This is a genomic window from Cedecea neteri (genome assembly GCF_000758325.1).
Lineage (GTDB): Bacteria > Pseudomonadota > Gammaproteobacteria > Enterobacterales > Enterobacteriaceae > Cedecea > Cedecea neteri_B.
Window position 1 is genome coordinate 3,135,965 of record NZ_CP009459.1, and the last position, 19,268, is coordinate 3,155,232.

The 19,268-nt window shown below is 54.4% G+C and carries 13 protein-coding genes and 1 pseudogene; 12 read left to right on the forward strand and 2 right to left on the reverse strand.

Going from position 1 to position 19,268, the window contains the following annotated elements:
• Positions 1 to 14: 14 nt before the first annotated feature.
• Positions 15 to 671 (reverse strand): O-methyltransferase, encoded by a 657-nt coding sequence (locus tag LH86_RS14795; RefSeq protein ID WP_039302776.1) that lies wholly within the window; start codon positions 669 to 671, stop codon positions 15 to 17.
• Between the two features lie 67 nt (positions 672 to 738).
• The gene (locus tag LH86_RS14800; RefSeq protein WP_039302779.1) at positions 739 to 3,036 is read right to left on the reverse strand and encodes an FdhF/YdeP family oxidoreductase; all 2,298 of its coding nucleotides are present in this window, start codon (positions 3,034 to 3,036) and stop codon (positions 739 to 741) included.
• Between the two features lie 171 nt (positions 3,037 to 3,207).
• Here LH86_RS14800 and LH86_RS14805 point away from each other — a divergent pair, with 171 nt between their 5' ends.
• The 12 genes and pseudogenes from LH86_RS14805 (at position 3,208) to LH86_RS14860 (ending at position 19,268) form a co-directional block, all read left to right on the forward strand.
• Positions 3,208 to 3,765, forward strand: coding sequence for a GNAT family N-acetyltransferase (locus LH86_RS14805; RefSeq protein ID WP_231562695.1), 558 nt, complete (start codon positions 3,208 to 3,210; stop codon positions 3,763 to 3,765).
• Between the two features lie 396 nt (positions 3,766 to 4,161).
• The gene (locus LH86_RS14810) at positions 4,162 to 4,413 is read left to right on the forward strand and encodes an HTH domain-containing protein (RefSeq protein WP_039302785.1); all 252 of its coding nucleotides are present in this window, start codon (positions 4,162 to 4,164) and stop codon (positions 4,411 to 4,413) included.
• 106 nt (positions 4,414 to 4,519) lie between these two features.
• Positions 4,520 to 6,169: a putative bifunctional diguanylate cyclase/phosphodiesterase gene (locus LH86_RS14815; protein WP_039302788.1), complete on the forward strand. Its 1,650-nt coding sequence runs from the start codon at positions 4,520 to 4,522 to the stop codon at positions 6,167 to 6,169.
• Positions 6,170 to 6,769: 600 nt separating this feature from the next.
• Positions 6,770 to 7,267 carry a type VI secretion system contractile sheath small subunit gene (gene tssB, locus LH86_RS14820; protein WP_039302791.1) on the forward strand — a complete coding sequence of 166 codons (498 nt, stop codon included), beginning with the start codon at positions 6,770 to 6,772 and terminating at the stop codon, positions 7,265 to 7,267.
• A gap of 32 nt (positions 7,268 to 7,299) precedes the next feature.
• A complete protein-coding gene (gene tssC / locus LH86_RS14825) occupies positions 7,300 to 8,847 on the forward strand; it encodes a type VI secretion system contractile sheath large subunit (protein WP_039302794.1) in 1,548 nt (515 codons plus the stop codon).
• 21 nt (positions 8,848 to 8,868) lie between these two features.
• Positions 8,869 to 10,209, forward strand: a complete 1,341-nt coding sequence (tssK, locus tag LH86_RS14830; protein ID WP_039302798.1) for a type VI secretion system baseplate subunit TssK — start codon at positions 8,869 to 8,871, stop codon at positions 10,207 to 10,209.
• The gene (gene tssL / locus LH86_RS14835; RefSeq protein WP_039302800.1) at positions 10,206 to 10,895 is read left to right on the forward strand and encodes a type VI secretion system protein TssL, short form; all 690 of its coding nucleotides are present in this window, start codon (positions 10,206 to 10,208) and stop codon (positions 10,893 to 10,895) included. Before tssK ends, tssL begins: the two co-directional genes overlap by 4 nt.
• Positions 10,892 to 12,603, forward strand: a pseudogene (locus tag LH86_RS14840) (OmpA family protein). Before tssL ends, LH86_RS14840 begins: the two are co-directional and overlap by 4 nt.
• A gap of 3 nt (positions 12,604 to 12,606) precedes the next feature.
• Positions 12,607 to 13,098 carry an Hcp family type VI secretion system effector gene (locus tag LH86_RS14845; protein WP_039293006.1) on the forward strand — a complete coding sequence of 164 codons (492 nt, stop codon included), beginning with the start codon at positions 12,607 to 12,609 and terminating at the stop codon, positions 13,096 to 13,098.
• Positions 13,099 to 13,398: 300 nt separating this feature from the next.
• Positions 13,399 to 16,053: a type VI secretion system ATPase TssH gene (gene tssH, locus LH86_RS14850; RefSeq protein ID WP_039302803.1), complete on the forward strand. Its 2,655-nt coding sequence runs from the start codon at positions 13,399 to 13,401 to the stop codon at positions 16,051 to 16,053.
• Entirely contained in the window at positions 16,050 to 18,422 is a 2,373-nt protein-coding gene (locus LH86_RS14855) for a type VI secretion system Vgr family protein (protein ID WP_071842836.1), read from the forward strand. Before tssH ends, LH86_RS14855 begins: the two co-directional genes overlap by 4 nt.
• A gap of 9 nt (positions 18,423 to 18,431) precedes the next feature.
• Positions 18,432 to 19,268, forward strand: a complete 837-nt coding sequence (locus LH86_RS14860; RefSeq protein WP_039302806.1) for a DUF4123 domain-containing protein — start codon at positions 18,432 to 18,434, stop codon at positions 19,266 to 19,268.

Genomic DNA, 19,268 nt, shown 5'->3' on the forward strand with positions numbered 1-19,268 from the left:
GAAAGGGCCTGGTCTTAATTCACCCTTGCCAGCGTAAAACCATCCCAACCTTTACTGCCGACCGTCTGTAGGGCGGTGACAGACAGATTTGGGTTGTTGCCCATCAGCTCGATAAAGGTGCGCACACCCTGAACGCGGTCATCAATGCTTTCAGGGTTGGCAACCTCGCCGTCACGGACCACGTTATCGCCGATGATTAACGTGCCTGGACGCGAATATTTCAATGCCCACTCAAGATAAACCGGGTTATTCGGCTTATCGGCATCAATAAAAATCACATCGAACGGTGCGTCGTGACCTAAACCGGCCAGCGTTTCTGCCGCTGGGCCAACATGCAGCTCAATCTGTTTTTCCAGCCCGGCCAGCGTAATGTTCCTTTGCGCAACTTCGGCGTGACGAGGGTCAGCTTCAAGCGTGACAAGTTTGCCGTCAGCGGGCAATGCTCGTGCCATCCACACGGAGCTGTATGCGCCGAGCGTCCCGATTTCCAGAATCTTTCTCGCGCCGGTAACCTCCACCAGCAATTGCAGGAATTTCCCCTGGTTCGGGGCCACATCGTGGGCAGGCAGCCCGGCGGCATGGTTATTGGCGAGAATTTGCTGGAAAATATCATCGGAAGGGATCAGGGAATGAACAAGGTACTCATCAACATCGGACCATTTTTTCTGCATCGCTTACTCCATGTTTAGAGATAACGTTTTCCCTCTCGCCTTGCGGGAGAGGGAATGTGATTCCCGATCAGGCAATTCGTCGCGTATTCTCCGCTTCGCTGCGGGTGATTTTCACCGGTACGGATTTTGACGTCGGGGTGCCCGTGCCGTCCCCGATGCTGCCAAGCGGCACCAGTGGGTTGGTTTCAGGGTAATAGGCAGCGAGATTTCCGCGCGGGATGTCATACGCCACCAGCTTAAAGCCGCTGACTTTACGGGTGATGCCGTCATGCCAGATGGTTTCTATATCGACCTTATCGCCATCGTTCAGGCCGAGTTTACCCATATCATCAGGATGAATAAACAGGATTTCACGCTGGCCGTACACGCCGCGATAACGATCGTCGAGGCCATAAATCGTGGTGTTGTACTGATCGTGAGAACGCAACGTTTGCAGCGTGAACGGGGCTTCCACACCTTGCCACAGCGAATCCGGCAGCGGAGCGTTGCTGAATTCAGCCTTGCCGCTTGGCGTATTAAAGCGCAGTTCTGCCGCCGCGTTGCCCAGGTAGAAGCCACCCGGCTCTTCACAGCGCTGATTGAAATCTTTAAAGCCCGGTAACGTGGCGGCGATATGATCGCGAATCAGGTTGTAGTCGTCGGCCAGCGCCAGCCAGTCCAGTTTGGTTCTGCCCAGAACGGCATCAGCGATGCTGGCCACAATTGCGGTTTCAGAACGCTGGGTGTCCGCAATCGGCTTGCCGATGCCTTCGGAGGCGTGAACCATGCTAAAGGAGTCTTCGACGGTGACAAACTGACGGCCGGAAACCTGCATGTCCTCTTCGGTACGACCAAGCGTCGGCAGGATCAGCGAGGCTTTACCCGGTACCAGATGGCTGCGGTTCAGCTTGGTGCTGATGAACACGGTCAGGCCGCAGCGGCTAATGGCTTCTTCCGTGCGCGGGCTGTCCGGGGCCGCCGCGGCGAGGTTTCCGCCCAGCGCAATCAGCACTTTGATTTCGTCGCGCAGCATCGCGGCCAGGGCCTCAACGGTATTGTGACCATGTTCGCGCGGAGGCGTAAAATCAAAGTGTTTGGCCAGATTATCGAGCAGGCTGACCGGCGGCTTTTCATCGATCCCCATTGTGCGGTTACCCTGCACGTTACTGTGGCCGCGCACCGGGCAAAGGCCCGCGCCCGGACGGCCTAAATGACCGCCCAGCAGCTGCAGGTTGACGATTTCCCGCACGGTATTCAGCGAATGTTTGTGCTGGGTGATGCCCATAGCCCAGGTGAAAATCACCCGCTTTGAATGCTGCCAGATAGCCGCGGCGTCGCGAAGCTGGAGTTCGCTCAGGCCGGACTGCCGGGTAATTTTCTCCCAGTTGGTTTCATCGATGGCGGTAAACCAGGCCTCAACGCCGTGGGTATGGGCCTCGATAAACGCCAGATCAAACACGCCATCTTCACCTTCAGTGATCAGGCGACGGTGGGTTTCCAGCAGCGCTTTTGCCATGCCGCGCACCGCCGCCATGTCGCCGCCCAGATTCGGTTGGTAGTAGTTGGTGCTGATGGTACCCGCCAGCGGGGTGATCACTTCCAGCGGTTTTTGCGGATCGGCAAAGCGTTCCAGGCCGCGCTCACGCAGCGTATTGAAGGTGACTATTTGCGCCCCGTTTTCTGCCGCATGGCGCAGGCTGTGCAGCATTCGCGGGTGGTTGGTGCCGGGATTCTGACCAAATACAAAAATGGCGTCGGCTTTGTCGAAATCATCCAGCCGGATGGTGCCTTTCCCGACGCCGATACTGCGTTTTAGCCCGCTGCCGCTGGCTTCATGGCACATGTTTGAGCAATCCGGGAAATTGTTTGTGCCCAACATGCGGCCAAAAAGTTGATAAAGATAAGAGGCTTCATTGCTGGCGCGGCCGGAGGTGTAAAGTTCAATCTGGTTGGGGTTATCCATCGCCTGAATATGTTGCGCAATCAGGTTTAGCGCGCTGGCCCAGCTGATAGGCTCGTAGCGATCGGTTTGTGGGTTGTAGCTGAGCGGTTCGGTCAGGCGGCCCTGATATTCGAGAAAGTAGTCGCTTTGCTGATAGAGTTTGCTGACGCTGTGCTGGGCAAAAAAGTCGCTGTCGATAAAGCGGCGGGTCGCTTCCCAGGTGACCGCTTTGGCGCCATTTTCGCAGAAGCTAAAGGTGCTTTTGTTATCATCCCCCCAGGCACAGCCCGGGCAATCAAAGCCTTTGGCTTTGTTCATGCGCATCAGGTTGCGCAGGTTTTTCAGGGCATGTTTGCTGTCGATGACGAAGCGGGTGGTCGCTTCGAGAGAACCCCAGCCGCCCGCTGCGGCCTGGTAAGGCTTAATCGCCGATTTGAATTTCATATGGCAGGTGTCACTTGTTATGGTTGATTGCGCAATAACACAGATGAGTTGCTTACCTTTAGTTTACTCCTGATTAACATTTGTGGAAGCGCTAACGTCAATCGGCCGTCAACGAAACGGCCGGGATGTATGCAAGCAGGCTGCTAAACTGCGTGGCATGAATGCCAATAAATGAAGGGAATACTGATGTTGTATGCCAGTGATATTAGGGATATTGAAGAACTGCAGCACGTTGAGACAGCCGCTGCACGCCGTTTTCTTGCCGTGCCCGAGCTTGCTTTTCTTGCCAGCGCAGGGGTGACGGACAGGCAGACTCACGCCGCCGCCATCGAAAATAAGCTCGCCTGGAAAGTGGCCGGGAGTGATGGCAGGATCAAAGGTTTTTGCTATTGCGAGCTGTACGAGGATTCGCTTTATCTGGCTGAGATATCCACCCATCCGGATTTCCAGCGTCAGGGTGTGGGCGCAATGCTGCTGGCTGAAGTTAAACGCATGGGGCAGGCGCTTGGCGTAAGCCAAATCACGCTGACAACATACAGAGATGTGAGCTGGAATGGTCCGTGGTACGGACGTCACGGTTTTGTCGTTATGAATGATGCGGAGTTAACGCCAGCGCTTACCTGCTGCCTGGCACACCAGCGCGAAGAAGGCTTGATGATTTTACCCCGTTGCGCAATGCGGTATTTACTCGGGGAGGGGAAGTCCCCGGTCGGTAAACCATTTTTGTAGCCGCGTAAGCTGGCGGATGTGGTAGCCGATGGCCAGCTCTTCGTACAGCGTCGAGGGAGGCGTCAGCGGCGCAACATCGGGTCTGCCGCTCAGGATGGCCCGTCGTGCCTGATGCCAGGCCGTTGTTTCATCTCAATTTCATCTGGCCTTGTTACCCGATGTTTACTCACGGTCATAGTCTGCCTACTTATTGTGAGGCGCGATTATACCCTGCAAAGACGTCAATATGTTGTCCGATCTCCACGGGGGTTAATTTTCATTCAAAAAAATCTAGTCTTGTCATAATGTTGCGTAATAATTACCCAGCAGACGCGCGATATATTCTGTCAATGGCTGACACGACCTGTCATTTGTTCGCGCTAACATTCCTGACACCGACTTGCAGGAGAAACACTCATGACCCCCCCCGAAAAAAGCACGCAGCTTGCCAACAGAATTGCCGGTATTTTTTGTGAAATGCTGAGCTGTGAGCGCGTGTCCCGCCATCAACTGGCCAGTAAATTTGGCGTAAGTGAACGGACGATATACCGGGATCTCCGGCGGCTAAGCAACTATGTTTATCATGTGGGGGACGATCAGTACGCCCTCAGTCTGGAAGTTACCCAGCAACTGGAAAGTTACCTGCAGCGAGTGAAGCGGGGAAAATGATCGGCTGCCAGCGATAATGGACTTAAAGCTTCGTGGCTCCGCCGCCGATAATGCGATAAATTATTCTTTTTATTAACAAAGTAACCACAATTAACTCAAGGGTAAGATGCGTACTGAAAGCTTAACTGATATCGCCTATCGTCACTTTGTGGAGAGCGTAAAAGATTACGCGATCTACATGCTGGACATTGATGGCACCGTAGCCACCTGGAACGAGGGGGCGCTGCGAGCGAAGGGATATCTGCGCGAGGAGATTGTGGGGCAGTTCTTTGGCGTTTTTTACAGTGAAGCTGAACAAAAAAATGGCCTGCCCGAGCGTAATCTGAATATCGCGCTGAAAAACGGAAAATTTGAAGGGGAGGGCTGGCGCTACCGCAAAGACGGGAGCCGTTTTTGGGCTCACGTGGTAATTGATGCGATCTATGATGAACACCAAACGCTGCTTGGGTTCGCTAAAATTACCCGCGATATCAGCGAGCAGAAGGTCGTGATCGATAAAATCTCATGGCTTGCCCGCTACGATGCGCTGACCGGGCTTCCTAACCGAGTCGAATTCTTTAGCTTCGTGGAGAAATTGTTCACTGAGTCTGATTATAACCACATCGCGATTTGTACGGTTGATCTCGATAAATTCAAAGAGATCAACGATACCGAAGGGCATCTGGTCGGCGACCAGCTTCTGCAGCGGGTGTCGTCCTCGGTACTTAAAGCGATGGAAAAAGACGAGATTGTTGCCCGTTTCGGTGGCGACGAATTTGTTGCAGCCAAGCCTTACAACCACGACGATGAGTTGCGTAATTTCACCGAGCGCTTACATGGCTGTTTCGTCGGCAAACAGATTTTTGCCCACAGTGAAATCACCGTGAGCGCCAGTATCGGCGTGGCGATCTACCCCGATGATGCCACGGATATTAATACGCTTATCAGTAATTCCGATCTGGCGATGTACCGTGCCAAAGCTAATCTGGATAACAAGATCTGCTGGTATGAAAAAGATATGGACGAAAAAACGCGGCTGCGGAACCTGATGGCCGCGGATATTCGCCGTGGCATCAAAGAAGGGCAGTTCTTCATTCATTACCAGGAGAAACGCTCGCTGAAAGATAAGGCCATTACCGGTTATGAGGCGCTGCTTCGCTGGAATCACCCTGAACAAGGACTGATTCCGCCTGATGAATTTATCCCTATTGCCGAGGAAAGCGGGGCCATTGTTCCGCTGGGCTATTGGGTGATTGAAACAGTATGTAAAGAGTCGCTTGCCAACAAACTGGACAAAAAAATCTCGATCAATATTTCCCCAGTGCAGTTGCGTAATCTCAGCTTTATCGACAATGTCCGTGACATTCTAATGCGAACGGCGTGGCCAATAACTCTGCTTGAGTTTGAGGTGACGGAGACGGCGTTCATCATTAATAAAAAGCTGACGTTTAATATCCTGCATCAGTTCCAGAAAATGGGGATCAGCATCGCGCTGGATGATTTTGGTACCGGATATTCTTCTTTAAGCACGCTGCGGGAGTTCCATTTTGACGTTATTAAACTGGATCGTAGCTTCCTGACGAACGTTGAAAGTAACTTCCAGGCACGTTCCTTCGTGCGGGCGATCATTTCGCTCGGTAACTCCATCAATACGCCGCTCATTGCCGAGGGAGTGGAAACCAACGAGCAGTTACGTATTCTGGAGGAAGAAGGATGTACTGAAATTCAGGGATTTTTGTTTGGTCAGCCGGTAGATATTAAAAACATCCATCGATAAAAAGGGCGGCAGCGCAAAAAACTGTGCTGCCGTAATCTCCTCAGGATACATGATATATTTATTGATGTTGTCCTGAGTTGATCTGCGCGTTTAGCGTTTCTTCATCAGGAAAATGCTGTTCAGCAGATGATTTTAAAAGTGATAATATCCTTTCGTTATTATTGTATTGAGCCGTCTTTGCTTCTTCAATGTTGTGCCAAAATGTGAAGGCCATGGCGAAGAAAAATGTAGGGTATTTCTTCTTCTGAATTAAGAATAACTCACTAACTTTATGAAAAACCCTTGGCTTTTCATTTGAGTGCGCGTTTATTTTTGTTTGCGTTGATTCAAATCAACTTTGTAAGATTTAGAATGTATTCATCCGTCCCTCTGTCGATAAATAGTTTTTTTAACTCATTAGTTAAGGAGGGGGGAATTAAATTTCAGCTGAAATAGAATGAGCGTCATTGGCGATTAAATGTGATGAAAATTCCTATAATTAATATTTTTCATCTGTTTTTAATAAAAAAAATTGATCCAACTTTGTTCATTGCTCTATTATTTTGCACGGTGTAACGTAGCGCCAAAAATACCATGCGGCGAAAACAGAGGGATGAGAAGATGGCTGACAGTTTCCAGGGCGAGGTGCCCAAGGCTCGTATCAATTTAAAACTGGATTTACACACAGGGGGGGCGCAAAAGAAAACGGAGCTTCCACTAAAGCTCATGGTTACCGGCGATTTTAGTCATGGGGAAGAAACGGCCCCGTTATCTGAAAGAGTAAAAACAAGCGTTAATAAAAATAATTTTGACAGCGTTCTTTCTGAATACTCCCCAAAAATTAATCTTTCCGTTAAGAATATGTTGTCCGATGACGGCGGCGAAGAAAATATCCATCTTGTCTTTCGTGAAATGAAAGACTTCACGCCGGAAGAGGTTGCGCGCCAAATACCCCAGCTAAAAGCGATGCTGGCCATGCGTAATCTGCTGCGCGATTTAAAAGCCAATTTACTGGATAACCAGTCTTTCCGAAAAGAACTGGAAAAAATCCTGATTGACCCGGTGCTGAGCGCGGAGCTTCGTGCGGAACTTTCTGCTCTGGCGCCAAAACAGGCATGAGCAATCGCGTTATTTAATGGATTAATTGAGGAATGCTGATGTCTGTAAAAAATGAAAATACTGCTAACGCAGAAAGTATCGTACTTGAACAGCCTGAGGCTGGGCGCGTTTATGCTTCTCTGTTTGAAAAAATCAACCTCAGCCCGGTGTCGGCCATAAGCGCCCTGGATATCTGGCAGGACACTCAGGCAATGTCCGATGCCACCGCTGATGAGCGACTGACGGCGGGGATGCAGGTGTTTCTTGAGTGCCTGAGCAAGGCGGGCTCAAAGGTTGATAAACTCGACAAAGCGCTTATCGATCACCACATTGCTGAGCTGGATTTCCAAATCAGCCGCCAGCTGGATGCAGTCATGCATCACGATGAGTTTCAGGCCGTGGAATCCCTGTGGCGGGGAGTTAAATCGCTGGTGGATAAAACCGATTTCCGCCAGAACGTCAAAATTGAGCTGCTCGATCTCTCCAAAGACGACCTGCGCCAGGATTTTGAGGATGCCCCGGAAATTATCCAGAGCGGGCTGTACCTGCAAACCTATGTGGCAGAGTACGACACGCCTGGCGGTGAGCCGATAGCCGCACTCGTCTCGGCCTATGAGTTCGATGCCTCTGCTCAGGATGTGGCACTTTTACGTAATATTTCCAAAGTTTCTGCGGCAGCACACATGCCGTTTATCGGCTCTGCCGGGCCAAAATTCTTCCTGAAAGAATCGATGGAAGACGTGGCCGCCATCAAAGATATTGGCAACTACTTCGATCGCGCCGAATACATCAAGTGGAAGTCATTCCGGGATACCGATGACAGCCGTTATATCGGCCTGGTGATGCCTCGCGTGCTTGGCCGCTTGCCTTATGGGCCGGATACCGTGCCGGTGCGCAGCTTCAACTATGTGGAAGAAGTAAAAGGCCCGGACCATGATAAGTACCTGTGGACTAATGCATCGTTTGCTTTTGCCGCCAACATGGTGCGCAGCTTTATCCATAACGGCTGGTGCGTCCAAATTCGCGGCCCGCAGGCCGGGGGAGCAGTAAAAGATCTGCCGATTCATTTGTACGATCTTGGCACCGGCAATCAGGTGAAAATTCCGTCGGAAGTCATGATCCCGGAAACACGGGAATTTGAGTTCGCTAATCTCGGTTTCATCCCACTGTCTTATTATAAAAATCGCGATTACGCGTGCTTCTTCTCGGCAAATTCCACGCAGAAACCGGCCCTGTATGACACCGCCGATGCTACGGCAAACAGTCGTATCAATGCGCGATTGCCATACATCTTCCTGCTTTCTCGCATTGCTCACTACCTGAAGCTTATTCAGCGTGAAAACATCGGCACCACCAAAGACCGCCGCCTGTTGGAGCTGGAGCTTAATACCTGGGTTCGCAGTCTGGTCACCGAAATGACCGATCCAGGTGACGAGTTGCAGGCTTCCCACCCGCTGCGCGATGCCAAAGTGGTGGTGGAAGATATCGAGGATAACCCGGGTTTCTTCCGCGTGAAGCTGTATGCCGTGCCGCATTTCCAGGTCGAGGGCATGGACGTCAATTTGTCACTGGTTTCCCAGATGCCGAAGGCGAAAGCGTAACGTACTTAAGGCAGGAAGCCGATGAAAACGGAACAACCGTTATGGGGCAGGGGCCAGATGGTCTCTCCCCAGCACTTCCAGCAACAGGTCGCTTATGCGGCCTGGTCTGCGGAGTGTATTGCCCGACAGGGCCTTTCCCATCCATGGGGCGTTATTGAAGCCATTTTCGAACCGGATATGCTGAAACTGGGGCGGCTTCAGGCCCGCCATCTGCACATCCGTTTTCAGGACGGCACGCTGATTGACACGGACAACACAGACGCTCTGCCCCCAGCCCTCATTCTTGGAGGTGAATCTCTGGGCACGGAGATCGTTCTGGCCCTCCCGCTGCTGAGATCCAACGGCGGTAACTGCCTGAAACCCGATGAAGTTGCCGAGCGCCCGGTACGTTTTCGCCAGCGCTGGCGGGACGTTCGTAATCTCTTCGGGGAAGACACCCGCCAGATTGCGGTGATACAGCCGGAGTTAACGCTGCGTTTTGCCAGCCAGGACAATAGCGATTATCTGACTTGCCCGGTAGCTAGCCTGCGACAGGACTCCCAGGGCGTCTGGGGGCTGGACGAGACTTTTCTGCCGCCGCTGCTGGCGTTACAGGGCAGCCGCTGGCTGGTCACCCAGCTCGAACAATTGATGACGCAGCTGCGAGCCAGACTGGGCCGCCTGATGGCAATGCGCCGGGAAAGTAATGAACGCATGGCCGACTTTGCGGTTGCCGATGTCTCGCTCTTCTGGCTTCTTAATGCCCTGAACAGCGCAGAGCCCGTGCTGGGGCAGCTTCAACGCCATCAGCAAAGTCCTCCAGAGCGCTTGTATCCGGAACTTGCACGCCTGGCCGGCAGCTTGCTGACTTTCTCGCTGGAGCATCAGGTTAGCGCGATCCCGGCTTATCAACATGATCGACTGAACGCCGTTTTCCCGCCGCTGTTTGACTTACTTGGCGACCTGCTGGAAGCCAGCCTGCCTTCAAGAGTGGTGCCCATCACGCTTGAATATGATCCCCGGCTTCGCTTCTGGCAGGCCCGCCTGCATGACCCGCGTCTGCGGGAGGACGCGGATTACTACCTTTCCGTCCGCTCATCTTTGCCGGTGGCGCAAATGCAGGAGCAGTTCCCGAGACAGTGCAAGGTGGGCAGCCCGGATCTCGTCAGAAGCCTGGTGAACTCCTCGCGCGTGGGCGTTCCGTTGACGCCGCTGCGCCATGTGCCAGCGGCGATCCCGCTGCGTCTGGAGAATCAATACTTCAGCCTTAATGTCTCCGATCCTCTGGCCATCGACATGCTCCAGAGCGGCACCTGCATGTTTTACGTGCCGGGAATGCTCGGTGAGCCAGAGCTTGAACTCTTTGCGGTACTGAGAACATGAATGAGCCAAAACGCGGCCGCGCCGTAGAAGTTGATATTGATCTGTTGCTGCAGGATACCTGGCTGCAGGTGATTAGCCTGCGGCACGGCCCTCGATTTCAGCCAGGGGAAGGCCGAACTCTGTGGGAGCGCTGCGTCGCTGATGTAGAACACGTCCAGCGTGAGCTGAAGGCTTGCGGCCTTGGTGACGCCAGCTGCCAGCATATTCTCACCGCACAGTGCGCACTGCTTGATGAGGCGGTTAAAAGTCGCGGTGAGGAAGATGATGCCTGCGTGCAGTGGTATGACATTCCCTTGCTAGGGCATTTTCTTGGCACGATGGATGCCGGTGATACGCTGTGCGACAGAATGTGGGAAGTACTGCGTGAGCCGTCACCTGACCGTGCGGTCGTGACCTGTTTCCAGCGGGTTATGATGCTGGGCTTTCGCGGCAGCTTCAGTTCATTGAACGATCCTGAACGTCAAAAGCTCATTAATGCTCTCGGTGAGCATGTCCCCCCATTCAGCTATCCGCAATCCCATCCCGTGCTGGCGGAAAGCCCTGCCGGAAGTGCACTGGCAGGCTGGCTGGCATCGTGGCCATTATGTATTGGGCTGAGCGTGTTCGTTCTTGTTGCTCTGTGGTGGGGCCTGGATCGGGGGCTCGATCGGGTATTGGCTACATTGCTGCCGGGAGCGTTGCAATGAGTGCAGCCCAGCAGCGAATGCTGGCCCTTTGGGCCGCCGCGTTAAGCGCGGTGGTGTGCCTGGTTTTTTTGCCTGTCTCACGTCTGCTTTCTGTGCTGGTTTTTCTGGCTGCATTGGGCGTTATTGGCGCGTTTTGGTACGCGGCCAGTCGTCGCATCGTGGATGACGCCTCACTGCTTCTGGATAAGCTTCCTGAAGCCACTTTTAGTCAGCCGGTGGTGCTGGTCTGTGGCGACTTGCCTCGGGTCTGGCCGCACCAGGAACCCGTGTTAATCGTTCCTCATGGCTGCTGGATCAGGGTTGAACCCCATCAGGATCTGCCGCAGACAGTTGATCAGATACTGGCCCAACGCCCGGACTGGGGGCGTCAGCTGTCGGTCATGGTCAACATTTGCCCGCAGCAGCACGCCGACGGCGAACGGCTAACCACCGCCTTGCTGACCCTGCGCTGGCAAATCTGCCAGATGCGTAAGAGCACAGGCCACACGCTGCCGTTGGTGCTCAATGCGCATATAGGCAGTGCGATGATGGGTGACCAGGTCTGGCAGGTGGCAATGCCGGGAGACGGCATCAGAGTCTGGCACGAGTCCGCTGCACCTTGCTCGATTGCGGCCTGGGTGAGCACAGGCGGCGCTATAGCCCTGCATCAGCAGGTGCTGATCAACAGCCTGATGAGCTGGTGCCGTCAACACGTTGAGGCGGTATTTGTGGATGAGAATCCTGATTTTCCGGCGATTACGCCCTCTGCCGTGCTGTGGGGAGCCGGCCCGATACTTGCCGGAAACCTGGCCTCATCGGTCTGGTCGATATGGCTCTCTCGGCGTACGGCCATGCATCAGGCCGCAGGCTGGGAGCCGACAGGCACGGACAGCTCGGTCATTTCACCCCTTCCGGACTTTATCCTGCCGCTGTTGCCTGAGGGGAAAGGGCTGACTTCGCGGGCCGGGCGGGGCGATATGCGCTGGTGTTTTTCACGCTGGCGGCCGCTGCGGCACTGCTATGCAGCGGCTGGAACAATCGGCAACTTCTGCAGCAGGTTGGGTTTGATATCTCTCAGTACAATGCCCTCTCAATGAACGATTACGAGCCTAAGGCCAATGCTGTCTCGGCTCTACGTACAGACGCCGCGCAGCTTGATGACTGGGCCAGGAATGGCATCCCGGCTCGTATAAGCCTGGGCCTGTACCAGGGAGAGCGCCTGCGGATCCCGGTGCTGGACGCTATCCGTTCCTATGTCCCACCGCCACCGACCAAACCGTTAGCGAAGCCAAAATCGATGCCTAAAACTGTGCGTCTCGACAGCATGTCCCTGTTTGGTTCTGGCCAATCAGTACTGAAGGCTGGTTCTACCAAAATGCTGGTGAATTCGCTGGTGGGCATTAAAGCGAAGCCAGGCTGGTTGATTGTCGTGTCCGGCCATACCGATAACACCGGCAACCCGAAACTGAATCAGACGCTGTCCCTGCAACGAGCAGAAGCTGTTCGTGACTGGATGCTTGACACCGGTGATGTGCCGGAAAGCTGTTTTGCGGTGCAGGGCTTTGGTCAAAACCGTCCGATTGCAACGAATGACACCCCGGAAGGCCGTGCGCTAAACCGGCGTGTCGAAATCAGTCTGGTTCCGCAGGCATTGGCCTGCCAGTTACCCGGCGAAATCCCCGCGTCATCGCAGGATGATGACGTTTTACACAATGAAAAGGAGAAGTAAACCATGGCAATTCCTGTTTATCTTTGGCTGAAAGACGACGGCGGTGCGGATATCAAAGGATCTGTGGATGTCGAGAACCGCGAAGGCAGCATCGAAATTGTTGCTCAGGAACATAATCTGTACATCCCGACCGATAACAACACCGGCAAACTGACCGGGACCCGTATTCACACCCCGTTCAGGTTCACCAAGGAAATCGACTCCTCAAGCCCGTACCTGTACAAAGCGGTCACCACCGGGCAAACCCTGAAATCGGCTGAATTTAAGTGGTACAAAATCAACGATGCGGGTCAGGAAGTGGAGTACTTCAACACCAAACTGGAAAACGTGAAAGTGGTGAAGGTCAACCCTGAAATGTACGACGTGAAAGACCCTTCAAAAGAGAAACACAACCATCTCGAGCGCGTAGAGCTGCGCTACGAAAAAATCACCTGGACCTACAAAGACGGCAACATCATTCATTCCGATAGTTGGAACGAACGCGCCACCGCGTAATTGCTCGTCATATTTCGCGCTGTAGCGGCGTTGGCTGCGTTCATGCACCCCGGTTACTTACTTCAGTAAGCTCCCGGGGCTGCACTCGCTTGTCGCCTTGCTACAGCACGAACTATTTAGAGCAACTGCCGACGGGCAGAGTTTTTCTGTCCGCTATTTTTTTGCTGAACGTCTGTCCGCGCGGGCGTTGAGCAAAGAAACCCACAATCTGCCAGCCCGACCGTATGCGCTTTGGTCCCCTTTAAGGGAAATGGCGATGGGCGGTAGCGTGTCCAGGCACCCTTCAGGAGAGAATAGAATATGGAAAATCCAGCCAGCCTGCTACGTCGTCTTAACCCTTACTGTGCCCGGGCGATGGAAGGGGCTGCATCCCTGTGCCAGACCCGGGCACAGTCGGAAATTCTGCCCGAGCATTTGATTTTAAAGCTGTTGGAGCAGGGCGAAGGCGATCTGACGGTGCTGGCGCGGCGCTATGAATGGAATATGGACGCCATTTGGCAGGATCTGCTGGGCTGGCTGGACAGGGAGCCTCGTTCCGTTCGTCATCGTCCACGCCTCTCAGAAAGTGTTCAGGCACTGATGCAGGATGCATGGTTGATCGCCTCTCTTGCTGGAGAAACGCATATTCGCAGCGTACACCTGCTGATGGCGCTGGTGGATAAACAGAATTTGCTGCGCTGCGACGGGCTTTGGCCGCTGCTGACGCTGGGTCGAAGCCAGTTAGACCGCCTGCGATCCTTGCTCGATGCGCAGTCCGACGAGTGCCCGGAAGCTCAGCTTGAGGCTGAACTGGCACATAATCGCGGCAGCGAAGTCGAGTTTATCGGTCGCCCGGTGGAAGAAGAAATAAAAGAGGACGGGCTTAGCCCTGCGCTGCAAAATGCGCTGGATAAATTTACTCTCAACGTCACCGCCAAAGCCCGGGAAGGAAAAATTGATCCGGTTTTTGGGCGCGACACGGAAATCCGCCAGATGGTGGACATTCTCTCGAGACGCCGCAAAAACAACCCGATCCTGGTCGGTGAACCTGGCGTGGGGAAAACCGCGCTGGTAGAAGGCCTGGCGCTGCGTATCGCGGAAGGGAACGTCCCGACAAGCCTCAAGTCTGTCACGTTGCGTACTCTCGACCTTGGGCTACTGCAGGCTGGTGCGGGCGTGAAGGGTGAATTTGAGCAGCGTCTGAAAAACGTAATTGAGGCCGTGCAGCAGTCACCGGAGCCGATTTTGATGTTTATCGATGAGGCACACACCATTATCGGCGCTGGCAATCAGGCTGGTGGAGCCGATGCTGCCAACCTGCTGAAACCGGCCCTGGCGCGTGGCGAGCTGCGCACTATCGCTGCAACAACCTGGAGTGAATACAAACAGTATTTTGAGCGTGATGCCGCGCTGGAACGCCGCTTCCAGATGGTAAAAGTGGATGAGCCGGATGATGAGACCGCCAGCCTGATGCTGCGCGGCCTGAAATCCCGCTATGCGGAGCATCATGGTGTGCATATTAGTGATGATGCCGTTCGTGCATCAGTGACGCTGTCACGTCGATATCTCACGGGTCGTCAGTTGCCGGATAAAGCCGTTGATTTGTTGGACACCGCGGCGGCGCGAGTTCGCATGAGTCTGGATACTCTCCCGGAAAACATCGTGGCTCTGAAAGCACAGCGAACCGCCCTTGAGCTGGAGGAGCAGGCGCTGCTGGAAGACATTGCCAGCGGCTGCCACCGCCACGGCGGGCGGATTGAGCTTATCGAAACGCAGCTTAGCCAACTGGAAAGCACGCTAGAGGCCCTGGAGAACCGCTTTGAACAGGAAAAGTTACTGGCGCTGCAGGTTGTGGAATGTCGTCAGGACATCAGTCGCCAGGCTGAGCTTGCTGGCCTGCAACAGCAGCTTGCGTCGCTGCAGCAGGGGAATCCGCTGCTGCAGATTGACGTCGATACCCGCACTGTGGCAAACGTGATTGCCGACTGGACTGGCGTCCCTCTTTCTTCGTTGATGAAAGATGAACAGGCTGAGCTGCTGATGCTGGAAGACGCTATCGGCAAGCGTGTTGTGGGGCAAGACGTGGCGCTTAACGCGCTGGCTCAACGGCTACGAGCTGCCAAAACGGGGCTAACGTCTGAACACGGACCACAGGGCGTATTTCTACTGGTAGGGCCGAGCGGCGTGGGGAAAACCGAAACGGCGCTGGCGCTCGCGGATGTACTCTACGGCGGTGAAAAATCCCTGATTACCATCAACCTGTCCGAATATCAGGAGCCGCACACCGTTTCACAGCTCAAGGGATCGCCCCCGGGCTACGTGGGTTACGGGCAGGGTGGGATCCTGACCGAGGCCGTGCGCAAGCGCCCTTACAGCATTGTGCTGTTGGATGAAGTAGAAAAAGCCCACCGCGATGTAATGAATCTGTTTTACCAGGTTTTTGACCGTGGCTTTATGCGCGACGGTGAAGGCCGCGAAATCGACTTCCGTAACACCGTCATTCTGATGACATCCAACCTCGGTAGCGACAGCCTGATGCAACTGCTGGACGAAAAGCCGGATGCCACTGAAGGAGATCTGCACGAATTGCTGCGGCCAGTCCTGCGTGACCACTTCCAGCCCGCGCTGCTGGCGCGTTTCCAAACCGTGATTTACCGCCCGCTAGGCTCTCCGGCAATGCGCACCATTGTGGAAATGAAACTTGCGCAGGTGAGCCAGCGCCTGCACCGCCACTATGGCCTGACCACGCACATAGAACACAGTTTGTATGACGCTCTAACCGCTGCCTGCCTGCTGCCGGACACCGGCGCCCGCAACGTCGACAGCTTGCTCAACCAGCAGATCCTGCCGGTGCTGAGCCAGCAGTTATTGATGCATATGGCGGTACAGCAGAAGCCCAAAAATCTCACGTTTGGTTGGGATGATGCAGAGGGCATTACGCTGGAGTTTGACCGGACGGCAGGAGTCAACGAATGAGCAATAATCCCCCGGCAGGATACAGCCACAACCACCATCAGCTCGCGGTTAAGGGCTGCGAACCGGCCCTCGACGTACTGGCGTTTACCGGCGAAGAAGCCCTGAGCAAACCGTTCAGCTACCGCATTGAATTCACCAGCGAGAACCACGCCATCAGTAAAGAAATGATGCTGATGCAGCCCGGCTCGCTGACGCTTCTGGCCCCGGTAGACCAGGGCTACGGCATTAAGATGCAGCAGCCGGTGCGGGTGATTCAGGGCGTGGTCAGCGGCTTTGAGCGCCTGAACACGTCAAGAGACGAGACTCATTATGCCCTGACGCTGCAGCCCCGGCTGGCGCTGCTCGACCGCTCGGTTCAGAACGCCATCTACCAGGACATGTCCGTCCCGCAGATTGTCGAAAAAATCCTGCGCGAGCGGCACAACATGCGCGGCCAGGACTTTTTGTTTTCACTCGCAAAAGAGTACCCGCGCCGCGAGCAGGTGATGCAGTACGGCGAGGACGACCTGCACTTCATCACCCGCCTGCTGGGCGGGGTGGGCATCTGGTTCTGCTTTACCACCGACACGCGGCTCAACATCGACGTGGTGGAGTTTTACGACAGCCAGCAGGGCTATGAAAAAGGCCTGACTCTGCCTTCGGTGCCGCCGTCGGGCCAGCATTCACAGGGGATGGACTCGGTGTGGGAGATGGTGTGCCACCATCGCGTGGTGCCGGCGCAGGTCAGCACCCGGGATTACAACTACCGGCAGGCCACAGCAGAGATGGCCGCGCAGGTGGATGTGACCCGGGGCGACACGACCACCTGTGGGGAGCACTACCGCTGGGCCGACAACTACCTGACGGCAGGCAGCGCCTACGACCCGAATCCGGCGCCTGAATCGGGCGGGTTTTACGCCCGGATGCGCCACGAACGCTACCTGAACGCGCAGACGCAGGTCCAGGCCCTCACCAGCAGCCCGGGGCTCTCGCCGGGTCAGGTGCTGACCGTCACCGGCGGCTATGAGGTGGCGGAGGTGTTCACTCAGGGCGTGCTCATCACGGCGATGACCAGCCATGCCCGCCGTGACAGAAGTTTTGTGGTGAATTTTCACGGCATCCCGGACAGTACAGATTTTGGGTTCCGCCCCGACCCCGGCAACCGTCCGGTGATGGCCGGCACGCTTCCGGCGCGCGTGACCAGCACGACAGAAAACGACACTTACGGCCATATAGACAAAGACGGCCGCTACCGCGTCAGTATGTTGTTTGACCGCGCCAGCTGGGAAAGCGGGTTTGAAAGCCTGTGGGTGCGCCAGTCCCGCCCATACGCCGGAGATACTTACGGCCTGCACCTGCCGCTGCTGGCGGGCACGGAAGTGGCCATCGGCTTTGAAGACGGCAACCCGGACAGGCCCTATATCGCCGGGGTTCTGCACGACTCGGCCCACCCGGACCCCGTCACCATCCGCAACTACCGGCGGAACGTGCTGCGGACGCCTGCGAACAACAAAATCCGCCTCGACGATGAGCGCGGCAAAGAGCACATCAAAGTCTCCACCGAGTACGGCGGCAAGAGCCAGCTGAATCTGGGCCATCTGGTCGACAGCGAAAGGCAGCCGCGCGGGGAGGGGGCCGAGTTAAGAACGGATAACTGGGTTGCTGTTCGAGGCGGTAAAGGGCTATTGCTAACGGCACAGGCTCAGCCGAAAGCAATGGATCAGCAACTGAGTATGGAGGAGATCAAACGTCAGTTGTCAGATGCCCTGTCACTGGCGGACTCCTTATCTGGGTTATTACAAACGGCACAGATTGAAGGCCTGGATAACAGGACGCAGCAACAGTTTCTCCAACAGAATGTGGAGCAACTGCAGCAGCCCGTCATCGTAGCTGGCGCACCGGGCGGCATTGCCCTGTCAACCCCGCAACATATCCAACTTAGTGCAAACCAGAATCAGATGCTGACTTCTGGAGGCACTACAGAAATTAGTGCATTAAAGCGAATGGTTCTTTCTGCCAAAACAGGATTTGTGGCATTTGTTCAGGAGCTGGGTATGAAGCTGGTGGCAGCTAAAGGGAAGGTTGAAATTCAGGCTCAGAGTGACGGAATGGATATTATCGCCAGTAACGCCTTGACGATAACGAGCACTGATGACGAAATCATTATCAGTGCGAAGAAAAAAATAACGCTTCAGTGTGGTGGTTCGTATATCACGATCGATCCGACAAAAATTGAGAATGGTACGGGCGGACATTTTTATGTCAAAAGTGCTGACTTTGATTATGGCGGGCCGGCAACGCAGGAAGCACCTTTCCCCAAATTCTCCGCATGTGAAAATGCTGCATCCGAAGCTCTGACCAGGGGCGATGCAACCTTACCGCTCAGTTGAGGAAAGATAATGAGTCATTATTATCTGGAAAAACCGATAGATCCCGGCGAGCATGATTTTGCCCTAATCGACAGGCTGCAATACCCGGACATCAGTAAAACATGGCCCGTGCTTGAGCTGGTTTCACCCATGCTTAAACCGCAGGCTCATCTTTATCCCTGGCTTTTACCCTTAAAAGAGTTGAGTGCGGGGGAGTGGAAAGCGTTAATGCAAGGGTTGGTAAAGGCTGATGCTCCTCAAACGAGGCCGGTATCCTGCCTGTTACTTCGCAGCGAGCAATCATCGTCAGAAATTAGGAACCAACTCATCAGGTCGCTTTATTTTACTGATGAAAAACATCAGGGCCACATTCTTCGTTATTACGATCCGCGCGTATTGTTCCATTTGTGCTGGATGCTGTCGCCCGGATTGCTTGTTCAAACGTTTTCTCCTCAGACGATCGACTACTGGACTTTTTGGCTTGAAGGCCATTGGCATACGGTAAGCTTTTCCTCTGCAAATATACCGCTATCGGGTGACGTTCATCCGCTCTCCCGTCACCAACTACAGCGTTGTGGGTTAATTAATCAGGTACTGAGCAAATGCGAGTTTTATCGCGATCTCGCCCAGCGAGAGCTTGTGAGTCAGCGAATAGATGCCCTGTTGGTGAAGGCAGCAGCGCTGGGATTACCCACGGATGAAGACAAGGTGGCGTTTGCATTTCATGGTCTCAGACTAAGGGATGCATTCTGGACATCACCTCAAATGGCAAGCCTCCTGCTTTTGGCAAAAAAAACACCCAATTTTTTCCATGATGAAACCCAGTTATGGGATGAAAAACGCTGGCACGCCATGACTCAGCGCTAA